15 protein-coding genes and 1 pseudogene are annotated in these 19,456 nt (G+C 66.0%); 3 read left to right on the top strand and 13 right to left on the bottom strand.

Features of this window, described 5'->3' with window-relative positions:
* Positions 1-103 precede the first annotated feature (103 nt).
* Positions 104-1,324, bottom strand: a complete 1,221-nt coding sequence (locus EC86_RS0113910) for a glycosyltransferase family 4 protein (protein WP_029526280.1) — start codon at positions 1,322-1,324, stop codon at positions 104-106.
* A complete protein-coding gene (locus tag EC86_RS0113905) occupies positions 1,321-2,070 on the bottom strand; it encodes a polysaccharide deacetylase family protein (RefSeq protein WP_029526279.1) in 750 nt (249 codons plus the stop codon). Before EC86_RS0113905 ends, EC86_RS0113910 begins: the two co-directional genes overlap by 4 nt.
* 215 nt (positions 2,071-2,285) lie before the next feature.
* Here EC86_RS0113905 and purT point away from each other — a divergent pair, with 215 nt between their 5' ends.
* Complete coding sequence (gene purT / locus EC86_RS0113900) at positions 2,286-3,488, top strand: formate-dependent phosphoribosylglycinamide formyltransferase (protein ID WP_029526278.1); 1,203 nt, start codon at positions 2,286-2,288, stop codon at positions 3,486-3,488.
* 29 nt (positions 3,489-3,517) lie between these two features.
* Positions 3,518-4,618 (top strand): mechanosensitive ion channel family protein, encoded by a 1,101-nt coding sequence (locus EC86_RS0113895; RefSeq protein ID WP_029526277.1) that lies wholly within the window; start codon positions 3,518-3,520, stop codon positions 4,616-4,618.
* Positions 4,619-5,223: 605 nt separating this feature from the next.
* Here EC86_RS0113895 and EC86_RS0113890 read toward each other — a convergent pair.
* From EC86_RS0113890 to EC86_RS0113830, 11 genes and pseudogenes are all read right to left on the bottom strand, one after another.
* Positions 5,224-6,306: an IS30 family transposase gene (locus EC86_RS0113890; RefSeq protein ID WP_029524521.1), complete on the bottom strand. Its 1,083-nt coding sequence runs from the start codon at positions 6,304-6,306 to the stop codon at positions 5,224-5,226.
* A 238-nt stretch (positions 6,307-6,544) separates the two neighbouring features.
* A complete protein-coding gene (locus EC86_RS0113885; protein WP_029526276.1) occupies positions 6,545-7,780 on the bottom strand; it encodes an acetate/propionate family kinase in 1,236 nt (411 codons plus the stop codon).
* Positions 7,777-9,213, bottom strand: coding sequence for a bifunctional enoyl-CoA hydratase/phosphate acetyltransferase (locus tag EC86_RS0113880; RefSeq protein ID WP_036772183.1), 1,437 nt, complete (start codon positions 9,211-9,213; stop codon positions 7,777-7,779). Before EC86_RS0113880 ends, EC86_RS0113885 begins: the two co-directional genes overlap by 4 nt.
* A 34-nt stretch (positions 9,214-9,247) precedes the next feature.
* On the bottom strand, positions 9,248-10,051 hold the full coding sequence (fabI, locus tag EC86_RS0113875; RefSeq protein WP_051675910.1) for an enoyl-ACP reductase FabI: 804 nt from the start codon (positions 10,049-10,051) through the stop codon (positions 9,248-9,250).
* A gap of 12 nt (positions 10,052-10,063) precedes the next feature.
* Positions 10,064-11,803: a PHA/PHB synthase family protein gene (locus EC86_RS0113870; protein ID WP_084181340.1), complete on the bottom strand. Its 1,740-nt coding sequence runs from the start codon at positions 11,801-11,803 to the stop codon at positions 10,064-10,066.
* A 149-nt stretch (positions 11,804-11,952) separates the two neighbouring features.
* Positions 11,953-14,637, bottom strand: coding sequence for a cation-translocating P-type ATPase (locus EC86_RS0113860; RefSeq protein ID WP_051675908.1), 2,685 nt, complete (start codon positions 14,635-14,637; stop codon positions 11,953-11,955).
* A 39-nt stretch (positions 14,638-14,676) separates the two neighbouring features.
* Positions 14,677-14,910, bottom strand: a complete 234-nt coding sequence (locus EC86_RS0113855) for a DUF2789 domain-containing protein (protein ID WP_029526270.1) — start codon at positions 14,908-14,910, stop codon at positions 14,677-14,679.
* A 95-nt stretch (positions 14,911-15,005) separates the two neighbouring features.
* Entirely contained in the window at positions 15,006-15,593 is a 588-nt protein-coding gene (locus EC86_RS0113850) for a hypothetical protein (RefSeq protein ID WP_029526269.1), read from the bottom strand.
* 135 nt (positions 15,594-15,728) lie between these two features.
* Positions 15,729-16,331, bottom strand: a complete 603-nt coding sequence (gene ddpX / locus EC86_RS0113840; protein WP_029526268.1) for a D-alanyl-D-alanine dipeptidase — start codon at positions 16,329-16,331, stop codon at positions 15,729-15,731.
* A 24-nt stretch (positions 16,332-16,355) separates the two neighbouring features.
* Positions 16,356-17,069 carry a YebC/PmpR family DNA-binding transcriptional regulator gene (locus EC86_RS0113835; protein ID WP_029526267.1) on the bottom strand — a complete coding sequence of 238 codons (714 nt, stop codon included), beginning with the start codon at positions 17,067-17,069 and terminating at the stop codon, positions 16,356-16,358.
* Between the two features lie 51 nt (positions 17,070-17,120).
* Positions 17,121-18,608: pseudogene (locus tag EC86_RS0113830) on the bottom strand (hybrid sensor histidine kinase/response regulator); the annotation flags it as partial.
* Positions 18,609-18,984: 376 nt separating this feature from the next.
* Between EC86_RS0113830 and EC86_RS0113825 the strand changes: the two are divergent.
* A complete protein-coding gene (locus EC86_RS0113825) occupies positions 18,985-19,296 on the top strand; it encodes a hypothetical protein (RefSeq protein ID WP_029526265.1) in 312 nt (103 codons plus the stop codon).
* Positions 19,297-19,456 lie beyond the last annotated feature (160 nt).

Below are 19,456 nucleotides of genomic sequence, written 5' to 3'. Positions count from 1 at the left end.
TAAGCCCTGCCTGACCGCAGCGGGCATTGCCACGGCGCCGGCCCACCGCGCCCGCCATGGATGCGCTCAGGAAATCACGTTTTTTCATCAGAATCTGCCGGGTTCAATGCGCCGCGCCGGGCAGCGGCCGGGCTTTTTGGGCAAGCACTGAGAAGTACAGCAATTCCTGCTTCCTGGCCAACTCGCTCCACTGGTAGTCGCCCGCAAAGGCTGTCGCGGCCTGGCTCAAGTCATTTTGCACCGCTGTTTGCGTCAGGATGCGTTCCAGCGCCTGGTGAAGCTGGGCGGCATCCTTGGGATTGTCAAGAATTGCAGCGTTGACGCCATGCCGCAGCAGTTCCGACACGCCACAGTATCGGGGCCCGCTGACGACCACGGCCAGGCCATGGGACATGGCTTCGAGAACCACCATGGCGAAAGTATCTTCAAGCGTCGGATGGGCCAGGCAATCGGCTGCTTCGTAGGCGGGCGCGATGTTTTTCAGCGAACCCAGGAAGAAAACACGCTTTTCCAGATTCAAGGCTTTCACTTGCGCCGTGAAGCCGGCCTGTTGTGACGGATTGCCCACGACGGCCAATGCCACATCCACGGGAAGCCGCGCCAGCGCCTCCAGCAAGGTCGGTAGCCCTTTTTTCCGGTAATCGTTGGCCACGAACAGTATGCAGCGCCCTGCGCAAGGCAGGCCCAGCAGCGCCCTGGCTTCATTTTTGCGCTGCGGAGTGACTGGCAGCTGCGGCATCGTGATGCCCGGCGTGATGACGGAGATGGCTGCTGTGCAGGCCGGATAGCTGGACTCCATGATGGCGCGCAAACTTTCGGAAGTGACCACCACCTGGCGGCCCTGACGCGTCGCATACCGCCAGTGCTCAAGGCTCAGGTAGGCCAGCAGGCGCGGACTGCTTGCCACCTTGATCCAGCGTAAAACCCGCCGCCAGCCGCTACGCTCATGAAAGAGGTTGTACTTGACCGGCAAAACATGCACCGTCTGAATGTCGCCGTGCCAGGTGTTTTCATGCGAATGCACGACATCAAAACCGCGCCGGGTCAACAGCCATGTACGCGTGGCAAACCACAACTGATTGATCCAGCGGGATTTGCGCAGCGGCGCGTCAACCCGGTGGTAGGTGACACCCGGCCACTGGTGATCTATTTCCTGCGCAAACACATGAATCTCGTGCCTGGCTGCCAGCTGCTCCACCAGCGCGATGGAGTAGCGCTCCGCGCCGCCGCCCGTGGCCGAAAACGTGCGGTTCAGGACCGCTATGCGCAATCTTCCTTTGCCCTTGTTCGAAGGCTCGGCGGAGCTTGACAGTGGGGGTGTCATTTCTTGCGGCGATCTTCATAGCTTGTCGCGATTTTGAGCCAGAAAACCGGCAAGCTGGTCGAGCGTAAGACGGGGACGCGCGGCAGTTGCAACAGATCGGTTTGGGCGTGGCAGCGGCTGCGCCGGGTGGTGGTGGCGGTCACAAACCCCAGCGCATCGGCCATGACCCGGTGCCTGGATTCGTAGTGTCCGTAGGGATAGCAAAAGTGATCGACCGGCTGCCTGACGACGGATTCAAGCTCGGTTTTTCCCAGCGTCATCTCGATGCGGCACGCCTCCTCGTCACTGGCCGTCAAATCGATGTGCCGGCGCGTATGCGAACCCGCCTCTTGCCCGGCGTCAATCCATTGACGGACCTGGGACTCGTTCATCAACGGACTCTGCGCGATGCCCAAGTGTTCGTCCCATGTATTGGTCTTTCCCAGCAAACCGCTCACGACGTAGCAGGTGGACGAAAAACCCTGCTTCACGAGAACTGGCAGGGCCTGCGAGAGGTTGTTCAGGTAGCCGTCATCGAAGGTGATGCCCACCACCTTTCCTTCCTTGTCTCCGCGCAGGTAGGGCTGCAAGGCACTCATCGACAAACCCTTGTAGCCCAGCAGCTTGAGCCAGGCCATTTGCCTGGCAAAAGCTTGCGGCGCTACATACAGGCTGCGAAAAGGACTGCCCTTTGGCGGCGCCTGGGCGATCTGGTGGTACACCAGGATGGGGATGGGCCGGCGGTTGGCGGTGTGTGTTTTCGACATGTCAGGGCAGGGGGAACGGTGGCGGATTCAAAAAAAAGAGAGACGCGCCGCATGCAGCTCGCTGGCAATTGTAGAAGGCCATCCCGTCGGCCACTGCTTGCAGGGGTGCCTGCCCGGTGGCGATGTCAGTGAAGTACAGTAACCGTCAGCGCGCTGAGCCTGCGCATCGGGCTTTGAACGCAGCCTGTTTTTCCATTTTTATTCTGCTGCCACCTATGACCACCTTCGGAACCCCTTTGTCTCCCCACGCCACCAAAGTCATGCTGCTCGGTTCGGGCGAGCTGGGCAAGGAGGTGCTGATCGCGCTGCAGCGCCTGGGCGTGGAAACCATCGCCGTGGACCGCTACGACCACGCGCCCGGCCAGCAGGTGGCGCACCATGCGCGCACCATCACCATGAGCGACCCGGCGCAGCTCAAAGCGCTGATCGAGCGCGAAAAGCCTGACCTGGTGGTGCCCGAGATCGAGGCGATTGCCACGGCCATGCTCGAAGAACTCGAAGCGGCGGGAACGGTGCGCGTGGTTCCCACCGCCCGGGCCGCGCGCCTGACCATGGACCGCGAGGGCATCCGCCGGCTGGCCGCTGAAACGCTGGAGTTGCCGACCAGCCCGTATGTGTTCTGCGATTCGCTGGAAGAACTGCAGACCGCGATTGATTCAAGCATCGGCTACCCGTGCGTTGTCAAGCCGGTGATGAGTTCGTCGGGCAAGGGCCAGAGCAAGATCGCCCTGCCCAAGGACGTGGCACCGGCGTGGGCGCATGCGATGGCCGGTGGGCGCGTCAGCCACGGCCGGGTGATCGTCGAGGGCTTTGTTGATTTTGAGTATGAAATCACGCTGCTGACGGTGCGCGCGCTGGGGGCCGACGGCGCAGTGGAAACGCATTTTTGCGAACCGATTGGCCACCTGCAGGTCAGCGGCGACTATGTCGAAAGCTGGCAGCCGCAGCCGATGCGCCCGATGGCCCTGGAAAGAAGCCGCGCCATTGCCAGGGCCGTGACCGACAACCTGGGCGGGCAGGGCGTGTTCGGCGTCGAGCTGTTCGTCAAGGGCGACGACGTCTGGTTCAGCGAAGTCAGCCCGCGCCCGCACGACACCGGCATGGTGACGATGTGTACGCAATGGCAAAACGAGTTCGAGCTGCATGCGCGCGCGATTCTCGGGCTGCCGGTCAGCACCGCGCTGAAAAGCCCGGGCGCCAGCGCCGTGATCTATGGCGGCGTCGATGCCACGGGGATCGTGTTCGACGGCGTGGCCGATGCGCTGCGGGTGCCGCAAACCGACATCCGCCTGTTCGGCAAGCCCGAGAGCTTTGTCAAGCGGCGCATGGGCGTGGCGCTGGCGTTTGATGACGATGTCGAGGTGGCGCGCGGCCGGGCCAGGCTGGCCGCGTCGAAAGTCACGCCCCGCGCCGCCTGATGGCGCCAAGCTGGGAAGGAAACTGGCCCATGCGGTTTTCCGAGCTGATCTCGTGGACCGACGATTCGTCGCTGCACGTCCTGGCGGCGGCGCTGGTCGCGGTGCTGCTGGCCCTGCTGGTACACCGCGTCAGCGCGTCCGTGGTGCTGCGCCTGACGCGCTCGCTGCCGGTGTCGAACCGGGCGGCGCAGCAATGCCGCGCGCCGGCGCAGGTGCTGCTCCCGCTGATGGCGCTGCAGGCGGTCTGGCACGCCGCGCCCGACAGCTTTGCGCTGATCGCCGGCATCCGCCATGCCAACGGCCTGCTGCTGCTCACCGCGCTGACCTGGATGGGCCTGCGCGCCGTTCGCGGCGTGGCGCAGGGCATCATCAGCCTGTACCCGGTCAATGTGGACGACAACCTGCAGGCGCGCCGCATCCACACCCAGACCCGGATGCTGGCGCGCACCGCCATGTTCATCATCGTCATGGCCGGGCTGGCGCTGATGCTGATGACCTTTCCGGGCGCGCGCCAGATCGGCGCCAGCCTGCTGGCGTCGGCCGGCGTGGTCGGGCTGGTGGCGGGCATTGCCGCGCGGCCGATTTTCAGCAATTTAATTGCTGGACTGCAGATTGCGCTGGCGCAGCCGTTTCGCATCGACGACGTGCTGATCATCCAGGGCGAGTGGGGCCGGGTCGAGGAAATCACCGGCACTTATGTCGTGCTGAAAATCTGGGACGAGCGGCGCATGGTCATTCCGCTGCAGTGGTTCATTGAAAACCCGTTCCAGAACTGGACGCGCAACAGCGCGCAGATCATCGGCACGGTGTTCATCTGGGTGGACTACCGCATGCCGCTGGCGCCGCTGCGCGAAGCGGCCCGGCTGGCCTGCGAGGCGGCGCCCGAGTGGGACCGGCGGCTGTGCCTGCTGCAGGTGGTGGAGGCGGGCGAGCGCAGCATGCAGCTGCGCGTGCTGGTGACGTCTAGCAATTCGAGCCTGAACTGGGATTTGCGCTGCAAGGTGCGCGAGGCGCTGGTGGACTGCATGCAGCGCGACTGGCCGGCGCATTTGCCTTTGATGCGGGCTGAAGTTGGGGAGCGGTCTGGGGCTGCTTCAGCTTCTCGGGCCGATGGGGCGCCGTTGGTTTGATTTTTTCCTTGCTTGGTCGCTGGGTTGGCGCTGCTTGGTGTTGCTGGCCGGGAATCGCCCGGCGGCGACTCACTTTTCTTTGCTTCGCCAAAGAAAAGTAAGCAAAAGAAAGGCGACCCGGCTGTCCGGGTCCCTTCGCTGCGCTACGGGCGACCTGCGCTGCCCCGGAAAAACGGGGGTCGGCGCAAACTCGCTTCACTGCGTTTCGCTCAAACAGCGCGCCGCCATGATCCCGTTTTCCCGGGGCATCACAGGCCCAGACAGAACAGGACTTTCGGGGATGAAGTCAAAACAGCCAAACAGCCAAACAGCCACCACGCCAGCTTCTAAACAAAAACGCTATTAATTCAATAGCTGCTTGTGCAGTCCCATCAAGCGCAAGCAGCACTTTTTATGCATTAACGCCGAAATCTGACCCCGAATCCGCTCCCGCAAGTCCCGTTCTGGCTGGGCCTGTGATGAGTGGCAAAAGCGGGATCAGGGCCGCGCGCTGTCTGAGCGAAGCGAGTTTGCGCGGACCCCCGCTTTTGCCGCTCATCACAGGTTGCCCGAAGCGAAGCGCAGGGACCCAGACAGCCGGGTCGCCTTTTCTTTGCTTGGCGGATTCAAAGACCAAGTGCAACAGTAGGGATAAGGCCGGCTTTTGCCATGCTGGCATCGTCGTAGAACACCTCTGCAGCGCTGCGCCAGCCGAGGCTCTTTCGGGGGCGCGTATTGAGCTCCCAGGCCATCTCATCGAGCTCTCGCTGGGAGTACACGCCCAGGTCCGTGCCCTTGGGCAGGTACTGGCGCAGCAACCCGTTGGTGTTCTCGTTGAGGCCCCGTTGCCAGGGGCTGTGGGGGTCGCAAAAGTAGATTGTCATCCCGGTGTTGTCGGCCAGGCTTTTGTGCAGCGCCATCTCCTTGCCCTGGTCGTACGTCAGCGTCTGGCGCAACTCCTGCGGCAGCGCACAGAACGCCCTGGTGAAGCCGTCGAGCACGTCTGCAGCCTTGCTGCTGCCCAGTTTGACCATCATGGTGAACAGCGACTTCCTGCACACCAGCGTGCCGACAGACGACGCGTTGGCCTTGCCCACGATCAGGTCGCCCTCCCAGTGGCCGGGCAGCAAACGCTCGTTGGCCTGGGCCGGGCGCGCATGAATGCTCAACGTGCCCTGCAGCGAGCCGCGCCTGTCAGTGCCCCGGCTGCGGCGCCTGCGTGCACAGCGGCCCTGGCGCAGCAGCCCGACCAGCTCACGGCGCAGCTCTCCCCCGGGCATGGCGTAGATGGCGGCGTGGATCGCGGTGTAGATGGTTTCATGACAGGCCTGCAACTGACGTTGCCCGGGATGGCGCTGCCTGAGTTTGGCAGCGATCTGCTCGGGCGAGCACTTCAGTTCCAGCAGCGCCCTGACCTCGGCCCACAGGAGACCAGTGTGGTGGAGTTTGCGCGACGGCCAGGCTTCGCGGCGCACCCGTCTGGCCCGCTTGCCGGCGCGCTTTGCGTCATAGCCGCCAGCGATGCGGGGGCGACCCATGACGCATTGCCCGGCTTCGCTTTGCCACTCATTGCGGCGCAGCTCGCGCGAGATCGTGCTCGGCGCTCTGCCCAGTGCACTGGCAATCGAGCGCATGCTGCAGAACTGCAGCTTCATGGCCATCACCACGCCGCGCTCTTCAGCATTCAATTGTTGATAGGTTCTTGTCATGCAACTCCTCCGGATTCGTAGTGTTGCACTTGCGATTTGAATCCGCCGTGACTTTCTTTTGGCGAAGCAAAAGAAAGTTACTGGCCGCCGGGCCACCCCCGGCCAGCAAAACCAGGCAAAGCCCCCGCCGCCTATCAACCAACAGAGCCTGGCCAGAAATTCAAGCTAAAAAATCAAGCGAAAAAGCACTCCCGCGCAATACCCGAAAGCGCAACCAGCTATCAAATAAATAGTAAAGTCAAGCCCCGCCGCCACGCCAGTCATGCGCCTCGCGCCCCTGCAAAACAGCCTGCGTATGCCGCGCAATCATCAGTTCCTCGTTGGTTGGAATGACCCACACCGCTACGCGGCTGCCCGGCGTGCTGATGCAGCGCGCGCCAGGCAAATGCGCTTCGTTGGCGTCAACGTCCAGCGCAACGCCCAGCCAGGCCGCGTCCTCGCAAACCCGGCGCCGCAGGCTGGCGCTGTTCTCGCCAATGCCAGCCGTAAACACCAGCGCTTCCAGCCCGCCCAGCGACGCGGCCAGGCAGCCGAGTTGCTGCGCAATGCGGTACACATACAGGTCGATGGCCTGCCGCGCCTCAGGCGTATCGCTGGCCTCCACCGTGCGCATGTCGCCTGAAATGCCAGACACGCCCAGCAGGCCCGACTGCTCGTACAGCAGCTTTTCCACCGCCTGAACGCCCATGCCCAGCGCGCCGATCAGGTGCAGCACCACGCCGGGGTCCAGGCTGCCGCAACGCGTGCCCATCATCAGGCCGTCGAGCGTGCTGAAACCCATGGTCGAGGCAATGCTTCGCCGGTTCCGCATCGCGCAAAGGCTCGCACCGTTGCCCAGGTGAGCGACAACCACCCGGCCGTTCGCCACCGGACCAAGGTAGTCAGGCAGCACGCTGGCAATGTATTCATACGACAGGCCATGAAAGCCGTAGCGTTTCACGCCCGCCTGCGTGATGGCGCGCGGCAGCGCGCAGGCCTGCGCGACCCAGGGCTGCGTGGCGTGGAACTCGGTGTCGAAGCAGGCGACCTGCGGCAGATCAGGCAGCAGGCTGGCAATGGCGCGGATGGCCGACAGGTTGTGCGGCTGGTGCAGCGGCGCCAGCGGCGTGAAAGCGTCGAGCTGCGCCAGGATCTCGGGCGTGACCAACGCGGGCCGCGCAAAGCGTTCGCCGCCATGCACCACCCGGTGGCCCACGGCCCCCAGCGTGCGGCCGGCCGCGTGCCGGCCCAGCCAGTCGAACAGCTCTTCAAACGCCTCTTCCGGCCCCAGCACCGGGTCGCTTGAGATGCTGATGCGCCGGTCTTCGAGCAGCGCGCCGCCTTGCCCCCACACCAGAAGGCGCGGCTTGCCGCCTATGCCTTCGATGCGGCCGTTGGCGATGCGCGCCAGGGCCGAACCGGGCTCGGCCACGTCGTAGGCGGCAAACTTGACGCTCGACGAGCCCGAGTTGATGACCAGCAGCGCCTGCGTCATGTGGCTACCGCCAGCGCCCGGAGCCGGTGGGCGATCAGCAGCATGGCGATGGCGCACGAGGCGATGCGCGAATGCGCCGAGTCGGCGCGGCTGGTCAGCACGATCGGGACTTTCGCGCCCATCACCAGCCCGGCGGCCTGTGCGCCGCCCAGGTATTCGAGCTGCTTGGCCAGCATGTTGCCCGACTCCAGGTCGGGAACGACCAGGATGTCGGCGTCGCCGGCGACTTCCGAATGGATGCCCTTGGTTTTGGCGGCGGCCAGCGACACGGCGTTGTCGAAGGCCAGCGGCCCATCGACCAGGCCGCCGGTGATCTGGCCCCGGTCGGCCATCTTGGACAGCGCGGCGGCGTCCATCGACGAGCGCAGCTTGGGGCTAACGGTTTCCACCGCCGACAAAATCGCCACCTTGGGCCGGTCAATGCCCAGTGCATGCGCCAGGTCGATGGCGTTTTGCACAATGTCCACCTTGGCATCGAAGTCGGGCGCGACGTTGATCGCCGCGTCGGTGATCAGGAGCGGCTTGGGGTAGCGCGGCACGTCGAGCACGAACACATGGCTGACGCGGCGCTCGGTGCGCAGGCCGCATTGCGCGTGGACCACCGCGCTCAGCAGCTCGTCGCTGTGCAGGCTGCCCTTCATCAGCGCCTCGACCTCGCCGGCCCGCGCCAGCTCGACCGCCCTGGCCGCCGCCGCGTGGCTGTGCGGCACATCGACGATGGAAAAACCGGTGAGGTCGAATCCGCACTCGCCGGCCAGGCTGCGGATGCGCGCCTCCGGCCCGATCAGGATCGCCTGGATCAGCCCCAGCCGGTCGGCATCCAGCGCGCCCTCCAGCGCCTCGCGGCTGCACGGATGCACCACGCCCATCTTGACTCTAGGCAAGGCCTTGGCGGCGTTGAGCAGCTGGTCGTAGCGCAGGTTCTTGTCGGCCATCAGCGGCTCGGGCAGGTCGGTGCGCAAAATTCGCAAACTCTCGGCCGGCGCGACCACATGCGCCTCGCCGTCGATCACCACCTCGCCGTCCTGGTCGGTGCAGCGGGTGGCCAGCCAGACCTGGCGGTTGGCGGACTTCAGCGCGGTGACTTTCACCGTGACCGTGAGCGTGTCGCCGATGTGAACCGGCTTGAGGAATTTCAGCGTCTGGCCCAGGTAGATCGTTCCGGGGCCCGGAAACTGCGTGCCCAGCACGGTCGAGATCAGCGAGCCGCCCAGCATGCCGTGCGCGATGATCTCGTGGAAGTGGCTGGTCCGGGCATACAGCGCATCGACATGCGCCGGGTTCACGTCGCCCGAGACGGCGGCAAACAGCTGGATGTCGCGCTGCGTCACCTGGCGCTGCAGGCAGGCGCCGTCGCCGACGCGGATCGTGTCGAAGGGGTGGTTTTCAAGGAAATCGGCCGGCGGGGCGGGCGGGGTGCTGGGTGAATCCATGGCATGCCTTTGTCTTGGTGAGGGTGCGGGCCGCTTAGCCCATGACGTGGTAGCCGGCATCGACATAGGTGACGTTGCCGGTCAGCGCGCGGGCCGCGTCGCTGCACAGCATGGCGGTGACGGCGCCCACGTCGGCGATGGTGACGAGCTGGTGCTGCGGCGCGCGGCTGGCGGCTTCGCCCAGCAGCTGCTCGAAGTCGCCGATGCCCGATGCCGCCCGCGTCTTGATCGGGCCGGGCGAAACCGCGTGTACGCGGATGCCGGCCGGGCCGAGTTCGGCGGCCAGGTAGCGCACCGTGGCTTCAAGCGCCGCCTTGACCGGCCCCATGATGCCGTAGTGGTCGATGACCTTTTGCGCGCCGTAGTAGCTCATGGTGACCAGCGCGCCGCCGTCCGTCATCAGCGGCTCGGCCAGCCGGGCCATGCGGATGAACGAATGGCACGACACATCCATGGCGCGGGCAAAGCCGGCGGCGCTGCAATCGACGATGCGGCCGTGCAGGTCGTCGGCCGGCGCGAAGGCGATGGCGTGCAGCACGAAGTCCAGCCGGCCCCAGCGCTGCTCGATCTGCGCAAACAGCGCTTCGAGCTGGCCGGGCTGCTCCACGTCGAGCGGCATGAATAGGTCGGCGCCGAGTTGTTCGGCCAGCGGGCGGACATGCGGCTCGGCCTTGGCATTGAAATAGGTGACGGCCAGCGTGGCGCCCAGTTGCTGCATGGCCTGCGCGCAGCCGTAGGCGATGCTCTGGTCGTTGGCGATGCCGACGATCAGGCCTTTCTTGCCGGCCAGTATGGGAAAGGAAAGCGCCGTGCTGGCCTGGGGGGAGTTAAGGTTCATGCAGCGTTTGTATCAGGGAACCATGACGTAGCGGCCTGGCGCGTCTTCCAGCGCCGGATAGTCGTGCGCTTCACTGCCCATCGCCGGCGGCGCCACGCGCTCGCTGGCGTGGCGCTGCAGCCAGTCGTCCAGTGCCGGCCACCAGGAGCCTTCATGCTCGGGCGCCGTGGCCTGCCAGGTGTCGGGGTCGATGTAGTGCGCGCCGGCCTCGCGCGTGGCGAGCTGGTAGCTGCGCTTGACGCCCGGCCCCGGCGGGTTGACCACGCCCACGTTGTGGCCGCCGCTAGACAGGCAGAACGTCACCTCGGCATGCGTCAGCAGGTGGATCTTGTACACCGAGCCCCAGGGCGATACCGTGTCGCGCTGCGTGCCCAGCGCAAAAATCGGCACGCGGATGTCCGACAGCGCGACCGGCCTGCCGTTGACGCGGTAGCGCCCTTCGGCCAGGTCGTTCTTCAGGTAGAGCTTGCGCAGGTATTCGCTGTGCTGGCGGTAAGGCATGCGCGTGGCGTCCAGGTTCCACGCCGCCAGGTCGGTGACGGGCCGGGTGCGGCCCATCAGGTAATCGTGCTCCCGGCGCGACCAGACCAGGTCGCGCGAATTGAGCAGCGCGAAGGCACCGGCCATCTGCTTGCCGTCGAGGTAACCCCTGGACGCCATCAGGCTGTCCAGAAAGGACAGCTGGCTTTCGTCGATGAACAGGCCCAGCTCGCCGGGTTCGGTGAAGTCCAGCTCGGCGGCCAGCAGCGCGAGCGATTTCAGCCGCCGGTCATGGCTGCGCGCCATGAAGGCGGCGGCAATGCTCAGCAGCGTGCCGCCCAGGCAATAGCCCAGCGCCTGGATGCGCTGCTCGGGGACGATGGTGGTCACCGCGTCGAGCGCTTCCATGACGCCGGCCTTGAGGTAGTCGTCCATGCCCAGGTGGCTGTCGCTGGAAGTCGGGTTTTTCCACGACACGATGAACACCGTGTGGCCCTTGCCAACCAGATAGCTGACCAGCGAGTTGCCCGGCGAGAGGTCCAGGATGTAGTACTTCATGATCCACGACGGCACGATCAGGACCGGCTCGGCAAAGACGGTGCCGGTTTGCGCCTGGTACTGGATCAGCTCGATCAGGTGGTTGCGAAACACCACCTTGCCGGGCGTGAGCGCGACTTCCTCGCCGGGCGTGAATTTTTCGGTGCCGGGCAGCGGCTCGCCGGTGGCAAAGCGCAGCATGTCCTGCCACTGCTTTTGCGCGCCCGTCAGCAGGTTCATGCCGCCGCTTTTCAGCGTTTCGGCCTGCACCTCGGGGTTGGTCGCCAGGTAGTTCGACGGCGACAGCATGTCCAGCACCTGGCGCATCGCAAAGGTGGCGACCTGCTCATGGTGCGCCGTGACGCCGGGGACGCCGGTCGTGGCGTTGTGCCACCACTGCTGGTTGAGCAGAAAGGACTGGTAGATCAGGTTGAACGGCCAGCGCTGCCATTCGGGCGCATCGAAGCGACGGTCCTGCGGCAGGGGTTCGATGCAGGGTTTGCCGTGCCCGTGCGCAGCGCTCATTGCGTGCAGTCCGAGCCGCAGCGATTTGCGCACCGCCTTGGTCGCCAGCTCCTGCTGCTTGCCCGGCGACATCGCCAGGTGCGCCAGCCAGTCCATGCAGGCGCCTATCAGCGACGCCGGTGAAATGCCTTGCGTCAGCCGCGCCAGCTGGGTGTGCAGCGTGCGGTCCAGGTCGTGGGGCGCCGGGTGTTCTTGGTGGTTGTCATTCATGGAAAAGGCTCCGTCAGGAAAAGTGAAAGCCGCTGGACGGCTTCAGAACCGTTGGCCAGTTCATGGTAGCGGTGGCGGGGCTGCGGCGCATTGACGTTGCGCAACAAGTGCAGGCCTCAAAAAAACCAGCGTGCCCGTCAGCGGCCGGCTCACCCTGGCTGGCCGTGCCTGCCGGGTCCAAGCCACCGGCTGGCCAGTCGCGCCCCTTCCAGCCAGATGACGCACAGCGCCAGCAGACCGGCTGCGGCCGCAACACCTGCCAGGCCGGGCAGTTCCAGGCCCATCAGCCGGCGCAGCCAGGGCAGTCCCAGCACCGCCGCCAGCAGCCCGCCCATCGCAACGGCCATGCGCCACAGCCAGGGGTTGGCTGTCGTCATGCCGCGCAGGGCCGAGCGCTGCAAGTCGCGGTTGGCCAGGATCAGCAGCATCACGCTGAGCATCAGGGCGCCGAACACCACGCTGCGCGCCTGGGGCGCGCTCCAGCCTTGCACGGCCAGCCACGCATAGCCGGACAGCAGCAGGCCCGCGATGCCCAAGCCCTGCAGCACCGCAAACCCAAGCGGCGCCGCGCCAAAAGGCGAATCGGACACCGGGCGCGGCGGGCGTTCCATCAGCCCGGGGCTTTCCGGGTCAGCCTCGAAAACAATCGAGCAGGCCGGGTCGATCAGCAACTGCAGCAGCACGATATGCACCGGCATCAACAGCACCGGCCATTGCAGCAGCGTCGGCACCAGCGCCAGCGCGATGACCGGCACATGCACCGCAAAGGTGAAGCGCGTCGCCTTGCGCAGGTTGTCGTCGATGCGCCGGCCCTGGCGGATGGCGGCGACGATGCGGGCAAAGCTGTCGTCGAGCAGCACCAGGCTTGCTGCCTCGCGCGCCACGTCGGTGCCGCGCTCGCCCATGGCGATGCCGATGTCGGCGGCCTTCAGCGCGGGCGCGTCGTTGACGCCGTCGCCGGTCATCGCCACCACCTCGCCGCCGGCCTGCAGCACCTGCACCAGGCGCAGCTTGTGCGCCGGCTGCAGGCGCGCGCACAGGTCCGTGTGGCGCAGCCGCTCGCGCAGCGCGGCATCGTCGAGCCCGGCGATCTCGGCGCCGGTGATGACTTCGGCCCGCTCCGACAGGCCGACCTGGCGGGCGATGGCGCGGGCCGTGGCCGGATGGTCGCCGGTCAGCATGATGACGCGCACGCCGGCGCGCCGGCATTCGGCCAGCGCCGCCGGCACCTCGGCGCGCGGCGGGTCTGCCAGGCCGAGCAGGCCGAGGAACTCGAAATCGAAGTCATGCTGGCTTTTGGGCCAGAGCGGCGCTGCGTCAAGCGCGGCGGGCGCGCCGGTCCAGCGGCCGCGCGCCACGCCCAGCACCCGCAGGCCGCGTTCGGCCATGGCCTCGACCTGGGCGCGGATGGCGTCGCGCCGGGCCATGGGCAAGTGGCACAGGTCGGCCACGGCTTCGGGCGCGCCCTTGGTGGCCAGCAGGTGCTGCGCCGGCGCGCTGCTGGCGAACACCCGCGTCATCGCCAGGATTTCGCCCGACAGCGCGTACTCGAACTCCGGCTCGCGTCCGTCATGCACATGCTCGGTGCCCGCCAGCCAGCCGTGGCCGAAGCGCTGGATGGCTTTTTCCATCGGGTCGAACGGGTCGCCCGGCGTGGCCAGCATGGCGAATTCGGTCAGCCCGTGAAATGCTTCGGGCAGTTCGCTGGCGTGTTCCGGCGTGAAGCGCGCGTCGGCGGTCGCAAGTTCGGCGACTTCCATGCGGTTCAGGGTCAGCGTGCCGGTCTTGTCCACCGCCAGCACGGTGATCGCGCCCAGCGCCTCGACCGCCGACATGCGCCGGGTCAGCACCTTTTGCTTCGAGATGCGCCAGGCGCCCAGCGCCAGGAATACCGTCAGGATGACCGGGATTTCCTCCGGCAGGATGGCCATGGCCAGCGCGATGCCCGACAGAATGCTTTCGAGCAGCGGCCGGCCGTTCCACCACCAGCCGAGCAGCAACTGCGCGCCGGCCAGCAGCAGGGCAGCCATGCCCAGCCGGCGCACCAGCTGGCGCGAGGCGCGCTGCAGGGCCGACGGCGGCTCGACGGTCCTGGCCAGGTCGGCGCCGATGCGGCCGATGGCGGTGGCGCCGGCCGTCGCCTGCACTTCGGCCAGACAGACTCCGCGGGTGACGACCGTGCTGGCGTAGAGAGCCCCCACGCTTGTCGCTTCGCGTACTGCGCTGCCCCCCGAGGGGGCCGCTGCGCCTGCGGCCCGGCGAAGCCGGTTCCGCGGCCCTGGATGGTGGGACGGGGTTGTCTCCACGCTTTTTGCTTCGTTCGTGCTTCCCTGGCTGTCAACCGCATCAGGCAGCTTGGCCACCGGCACCGATTCGCCGGTCAGCAGCGACTCGTCCACCTCCAGCTGGCCATCAAAAAGCCGGGCATCGGCGGCGATGCGGTCGCCCTCGTGCAGCACCAGCACGTCGCCGCGCACCACGTCGGCGCCCGCGATGCGCTGCTCGTGCCCGTCGCGCATGACCAGCGCGCGCGGCGCCGACAGCTCGCGCAGCGATTCGAGCGCCCGCTGCGTCTTGCGCTCCTGCGCCAGCGTGATGCCGATGACGACGAACACGAAGCCCAGCAGGAACAGCGCCTCGGCCGGGTCGCCCAGCGCCAGGTAAATGCCGCCGGCGGCCAGCAGCATCAGGAACATCGGCTCCATCACCACCTTGCGCACGATGGCCAGGCCGGACTTGGGCGCGCTGCCCGGCAGCAGGTTGGCGCCGTCAGCGGCCAGCCGCCGGGCGGCCTCGGCGGCGCTCAGGCCGCACGGTTCTGGCGCATTCGGCACGGGCTGGTTTCGAAGCGGATTCGTGAGCGGAAAATCCGCTCAGCCGCGAAGCGCCAGGTTCAGCTGGTCGACCAGTTCCGCCCAGTCGGCGTCGTCCTGCTTTTCTTCCTTCAGGAACGCGGCCTGCGAATCCGTCCAGAACGGCGCGTCGGCCAGGTCAAGGTCGCTTCTCAGGGGCGAATGCGAGGCGATGAACTGCCGGATGGCCGCCTCGTCGGCGGGCAGGCCGAGTTGTGCAAAAAGTTCGCTGAATTGATGAATGGGCTGGTCCATGAAAATCCTTGGAAGGGGTTGGGGAAGTTGGCAACACCGGAGTCAAACCCGAAGCGGGCAGGAACCGGATTTTAAGGAAAGCCTGGGCCGCCGGCTCATTTCTCCTTGCCCAGCGCCACCCGGAACGCTTCGAGCTTCGCCTCATAGGCCTCGGCCTCGCCGTATTCGAGGAAGCGGTGGTAGCGCGCGTGCGTTCCCAGTATCTTGTGCGCGTGCTTGATGGGGCAAAAATACTGCTCGGTGCGCGCCAGGATTTCGCCCATGTAGGCCATCAGGCCATTGCCGTATTCGCAGTAGCTGCAGTGGAATTTCTCGATGGCGTTGAGGTAGCCCAGGTGCCGCCGGTCAAACACCAGGTAGTCGCCGCGCCGCACCCGCGTGATGCCATAGACCGGAAAGCAGACCCACTGGTAGAAGCTCACGCAGGCGTCGAGCATCAACAGCGGAAAGATCATGCCGTAGATCAGCGGCCCGGTCAGCAGGTTTTGCGGCCGGTCCTTCACCAGCCAGCGCAGCACGCCGGTCTTGAGCTTGCGGTGCGCGTCCCGGGCCGACTTTTCAAACTCGACGCGCTTGCCCTTGATCTGGAAGAACACCCGGCTTTCCTGCTGGTGAACCGCCGTGCGCAGTTCGTCTTCAAGCGCGGCCATCTGCGACAGCAACTGGTTGATTTTTTCGTTCATGCGTTGCAGCATACGCCAGGATGCCCTTGGCGCAGGCCGCTGCGCGGCGCTGGCGGCCCCGGCTGCAAAAATTCATAGAAAATCAGGCATTTGCGCATGTTGGTCATGCACCAACAGCTATTAAAAACAGAGCATTCAGGGCGCCATGGAAGCTGCCGCCGCCGCATGGCCGCCGGCATGCAGGCAGGTCATGAAGTCATGGCTGTCGATCAGGGGAAACCGGTCCGCGCCCGGCAACTGGTAATGCCACCATTCGCGCGGGTGATGAACAAAGCCGGCTTCCAGCATCACCGTCAGCAGCCGCATGCGGTTGACCTGCACGGCCGCCGGATGGCCGGCATGGAAGTGGTGCGACGCCGGGCTCATGGTGTCCACCGGCGTTCCCATGTCGAGCGCCACACCGTCGGCGCCGACCAGCGTCAGGTCGATGGCCACGCCGCGCGTGTGGTTCGAGCCCTTTTTCGGGTCGGCGATGTAGTCGGGGTTGGGCGCCACGGCCCACAGCGCTTCCTGCGCCTCCTGCGGGCGGAAGGCGTCGAGAATCTTCAGCCGCAGGCCGAAACCCCGCGCCGCCGCGATCGCCTGGCGCAAACCGGCCTCGGCCTGCGGGTGCAGAAAGCACAGCGGATGGTCGTAGATCACCTGGCCGGTGAAGTTGTTCTCGCCGGCGTAGATCAGGTCGATCAGCACCTCATGGTTCTGCTCGGTGATGTGCAGCAGGTGGGGCGGCTCGGGCATGGGAAATGAAGAAAAAAGGCCTGTTCAGCCGGCCAGGCCGACGTACACGTTCTGCACGTCGTCGTTGGCGTCGATGGCGGCCAGGAAGGCCTCGACCTCGTGCAGGTCGCCGCTGCTCAGGGACGCCGGGTTGACCGGGTTCTTCGGCTTGTAGCCGAGCTTGGCGGTCAGCACGGTGAAGCCCTGCGCCGGCAGCGCGCGGCTGACCAGGTCCAGGTCGGCGTGGTCGGTCAGGAACAGCGTCGTGCCGTCTTCATGGCCGGGCTCGAAGTCCTGCGCGCCCGCTTCGATGGCGGCCAGTTCCGGGTCGGCGCCGGCCGTGAGCGGCTCGGCCTCGATCATGCCCACATGGTCGAAATCCCAGGCCACCGAGCCGGAACTGCCCAGCTGCCCCTTGCGAAACAGCACGCGCATCTCGGACGCGGTGCGGTTGACGTTGTCGGTCAGGCATTCGACCATCAGCGGCACCTGGTGCGGCGCAAAGCCTTCGTAGATGACGTGTTCGAAATGCACCGACTCGCCGGTCAGGCCCGCGCCCTTCTTGATGGCCCGGTCCAGCGTTTCCTTGGGCATCGACAGCTTGCGCGCCTGCTCGACCACCAGCCGCAGGCGCGAATTCGACGCCGGGTCGGCGCCGTTGCGCGCCGCGATCATGATGTCCTTGGACAGTTTTCCAAAAATCCGGCCCCTGGCATTTGCCGCCAGGTCCTTGCCTTTTGCTTTCCATTGCGCGCCCATGACTGGTTTTCCTCGATGTTGTCGCGCTCTCAGGCGCATGGTTTGGGGGGATTAGGTTATACACCCATGGATGGGCGGGTTGCCCAGCAGCCGTTCCAGCAAGGCCACCAGTTTGTCGACATCGACCGGCTTGGTCAGGTGCTCGTAAAAACCAGCCTCGAAACTCGCTTCGCGGTCGCGTTCCTGGCCGTAGCCCGTGATGGCGATCAGCGGCGGCGGATTGGCCATCTCGGCGCGTATTTTTTGCGCGACCTCGATCCCGCTGATGCCTGGCAGGCCGATGTCGAGCAGCACCAGGTCAGGCGCATCGGCCTTGATGGCTTCGACCCCGGCCAGCCCGTCATGCGCCATGCTGGCGGCATAGCCCAGCGCATCGAGCAGCATCGCCATGGTTTCGGCTGCATCGCGGTTGTCGTCGACCACCAGCACGCGCTTGCCGGCGAAGGGGTCGTCGCCTTTGCCCGCCGCAGGCGCGGCCGGCAGCCGGATCACGAACTCGCTGCCCTCGCCATGGATGCCCTTGCTGAAGGCGCTGACTTCTCCGCCATGCAGCACCACCAGCTGCTGCACCAGGCTGAGCCCCAGGCCCAGCCCGCCCTGCGAGCGCGCGACGTCCTGCTCGCCCTGGAAAAACAGGTCAAACACCTTGTGCAGGTGCTGCGGCGCAATGCCCGGCCCGTTGTCGATCACCCGGACCTCGGTGCTGTCGGGCGTGGCGGCGACGCGCACGCTGATGCGGCCGGCGTCGGGCGTGAACTTGGCGGCGTTGCCGATCAGGTTGGACAAAATCTGGATGATGCGCGCACGGTCGCCGATGACCCACGGATCGTCCGCGCTGTGGATGTCCAGCACATGCGACTTGCGGTCGATCAGCGGCCTGACCGCCTCGACCGCCTCGTGCAGCGCGTCGATGAAGCGCACCGGCCTGGCCTCCAGCTCGATCTTGCCGCTGGTGATGCGGCCCACGTCGAGCAGGTCGTCGACCAGCCGGTTCAGCTGCCGGAGCTGGCGCCCGATGATCTCGCGCGTGGCGCGCAAGGCCTTGGAGTCGCTGTTCTCGCGCTCCAGCAGCGCCACGGCGTTGGAGATGGGCGCCAGCGGGTTGCGCAGTTCGTGCCCCAGCAGCGCGAGGAAGTTGGTGATCCGCCGGCCTTCGTCCTCCAGCGCGGTGACTCGGCGCCGCTCGGTCAGGTCGCGCGTGACCTTGGCGAATCCCCGGTGGCGGCCGGCGTCGTCGCTCAAGGGCGTGATGACGACGCTGGCCCAGAACCGGCTGCCGTCCTTGCGGATTCGCCAGCCTTCGTCCTCGAAGCGCCCGTCCCGCAGCGCAATTTGCAGCTCCTCGTCCGGCCAGCCCGGCGCGGCCTCGGGCGGGTAGAACACCGAGAAGTGCTTGCCGATGATTTCCGCCGCTTCATAGCCCTTGGTCTTCTGGGCGCCGGCATTCCAGCTCACCACATGGCCGCCGGGGTCGAGCAGGAAGATGGCGTAATCGGCAACCGACTCCACCAGCAGGCGGTAGTCGGCGTCGGTCACGCGCCGGCTGTCCAGCGGCGCCAGCCGGTCATCGGATGCCATGGGTTGTTCAGGAACGTTTTCCATACAGGACTCTTTCAGGGGATCAACGGTTCGATATGGCCGCCGGCTGGCAACCCGGCGCGCGTTCGATGCGCGTTCAGGCGGGTCGGCCGCAGCTTGTTCTGCTGCAAATTGTGCAGGATAACGTTTGTCGGGCGCTGGCTTGCGCTGCCGCAAGGCTGGGCGACCGGGCCGCCTGGCGGGAGGTGAGGGTTCAACTGTATGACTTGTCAGCCAAGGTTAAACCGGTTGACTGCGGGCAAGCGTCGCCGCCTAATTTTCCGGGCGGCGTGACACGGGCCGGCCCCATCAACCCCAACCAACCCAGGAGACAAGCATGCCAGCAGCCATCGTCCAATACGTTTTCAAACCCACTCCCGGATGCGATGTGGGCCAGCTCATGGGGCTGGTGAAGGAGGCCGCCACGATGTGGCGAACCCATGGCGCCGAGGTTCGCCTGTGGAGCGTGCAGGTGGGAGAGGTCGGCAACCTGGCCTTCACCGCCGGGTTTGAATCGAGTGCCCAGCTTGGCGCCACGCTGGACAAGCTCAACAGCGACCCCGAGTTCGGCGCCTGGCGGGTGAAGAACATCAAGGCCGGGCTGGCCACCTGGGTTCGCAGCAACCAGGCCTACGAAGTCCCGATCTGAACCGCCTGCCTGCGCGGTGCGGCTGCCTTGCATTACGCGCTTGGGCGCCGGATGCTTACCCATCGCGCTGCAGCTTGTCCGACAAGTGCGCGCCCGTTTTCATTGCACGATGCATCACCCGGGGCCGTCACGACAACGCTCCGACATTCAGGAGATTCAA

Origin of the sequence: Polaromonas glacialis (genome assembly GCF_000709345.1) — a bacterium.
GTDB lineage: Bacteria > Pseudomonadota > Gammaproteobacteria > Burkholderiales > Burkholderiaceae_C > Polaromonas > Polaromonas glacialis.
Note: the sequence above shows the minus strand (reverse complement) of the source record. Positions and strands in the feature narration are given on the sequence as shown.

What these genes read in the sequence shown, in the direction of transcription:
- EC86_RS0113910 (WP_029526280.1), bottom strand. Translation starts at nt 1,324, where the DNA reads ATGACACCCCCACTGTCAAGCTCCGCCGAGCCTTCGAACAAGGGCAAA.
- EC86_RS0113905 (WP_029526279.1), bottom strand. Translation starts at nt 2,070, where the DNA reads ATGTCGAAAACACACACCGCCAACCGCCGGCCCATCCCCATCCTGGTG.
- purT (WP_029526278.1), top strand. Translation starts at nt 2,286, where the DNA reads ATGACCACCTTCGGAACCCCTTTGTCTCCCCACGCCACCAAAGTCATG.
- EC86_RS0113895 (WP_029526277.1), top strand. Translation starts at nt 3,518, where the DNA reads ATGCGGTTTTCCGAGCTGATCTCGTGGACCGACGATTCGTCGCTGCAC.
- EC86_RS0113890 (WP_029524521.1), bottom strand. Translation starts at nt 6,306, where the DNA reads ATGACAAGAACCTATCAACAATTGAATGCTGAAGAGCGCGGCGTGGTG.
- EC86_RS0113885 (WP_029526276.1), bottom strand. Translation starts at nt 7,780, where the DNA reads ATGACGCAGGCGCTGCTGGTCATCAACTCGGGCTCGTCGAGCGTCAAG.
- EC86_RS0113880 (WP_036772183.1), bottom strand. Translation starts at nt 9,213, where the DNA reads ATGGATTCACCCAGCACCCCGCCCGCCCCGCCGGCCGATTTCCTTGAA.
- fabI (WP_051675910.1), bottom strand. Translation starts at nt 10,051, where the DNA reads ATGAACCTTAACTCCCCCCAGGCCAGCACGGCGCTTTCCTTTCCCATA.
- EC86_RS0113870 (WP_084181340.1), bottom strand. Translation starts at nt 11,803, where the DNA reads ATGAATGACAACCACCAAGAACACCCGGCGCCCCACGACCTGGACCGC.
- EC86_RS0113855 (WP_029526270.1), bottom strand. Translation starts at nt 14,910, where the DNA reads ATGGACCAGCCCATTCATCAATTCAGCGAACTTTTTGCACAACTCGGC.
- EC86_RS0113850 (WP_029526269.1), bottom strand. Translation starts at nt 15,593, where the DNA reads ATGAACGAAAAAATCAACCAGTTGCTGTCGCAGATGGCCGCGCTTGAA.
- ddpX (WP_029526268.1), bottom strand. Translation starts at nt 16,331, where the DNA reads ATGCCCGAGCCGCCCCACCTGCTGCACATCACCGAGCAGAACCATGAG.
- EC86_RS0113835 (WP_029526267.1), bottom strand. Translation starts at nt 17,069, where the DNA reads ATGGGCGCGCAATGGAAAGCAAAAGGCAAGGACCTGGCGGCAAATGCC.
- EC86_RS0113825 (WP_029526265.1), top strand. Translation starts at nt 18,985, where the DNA reads ATGCCAGCAGCCATCGTCCAATACGTTTTCAAACCCACTCCCGGATGC.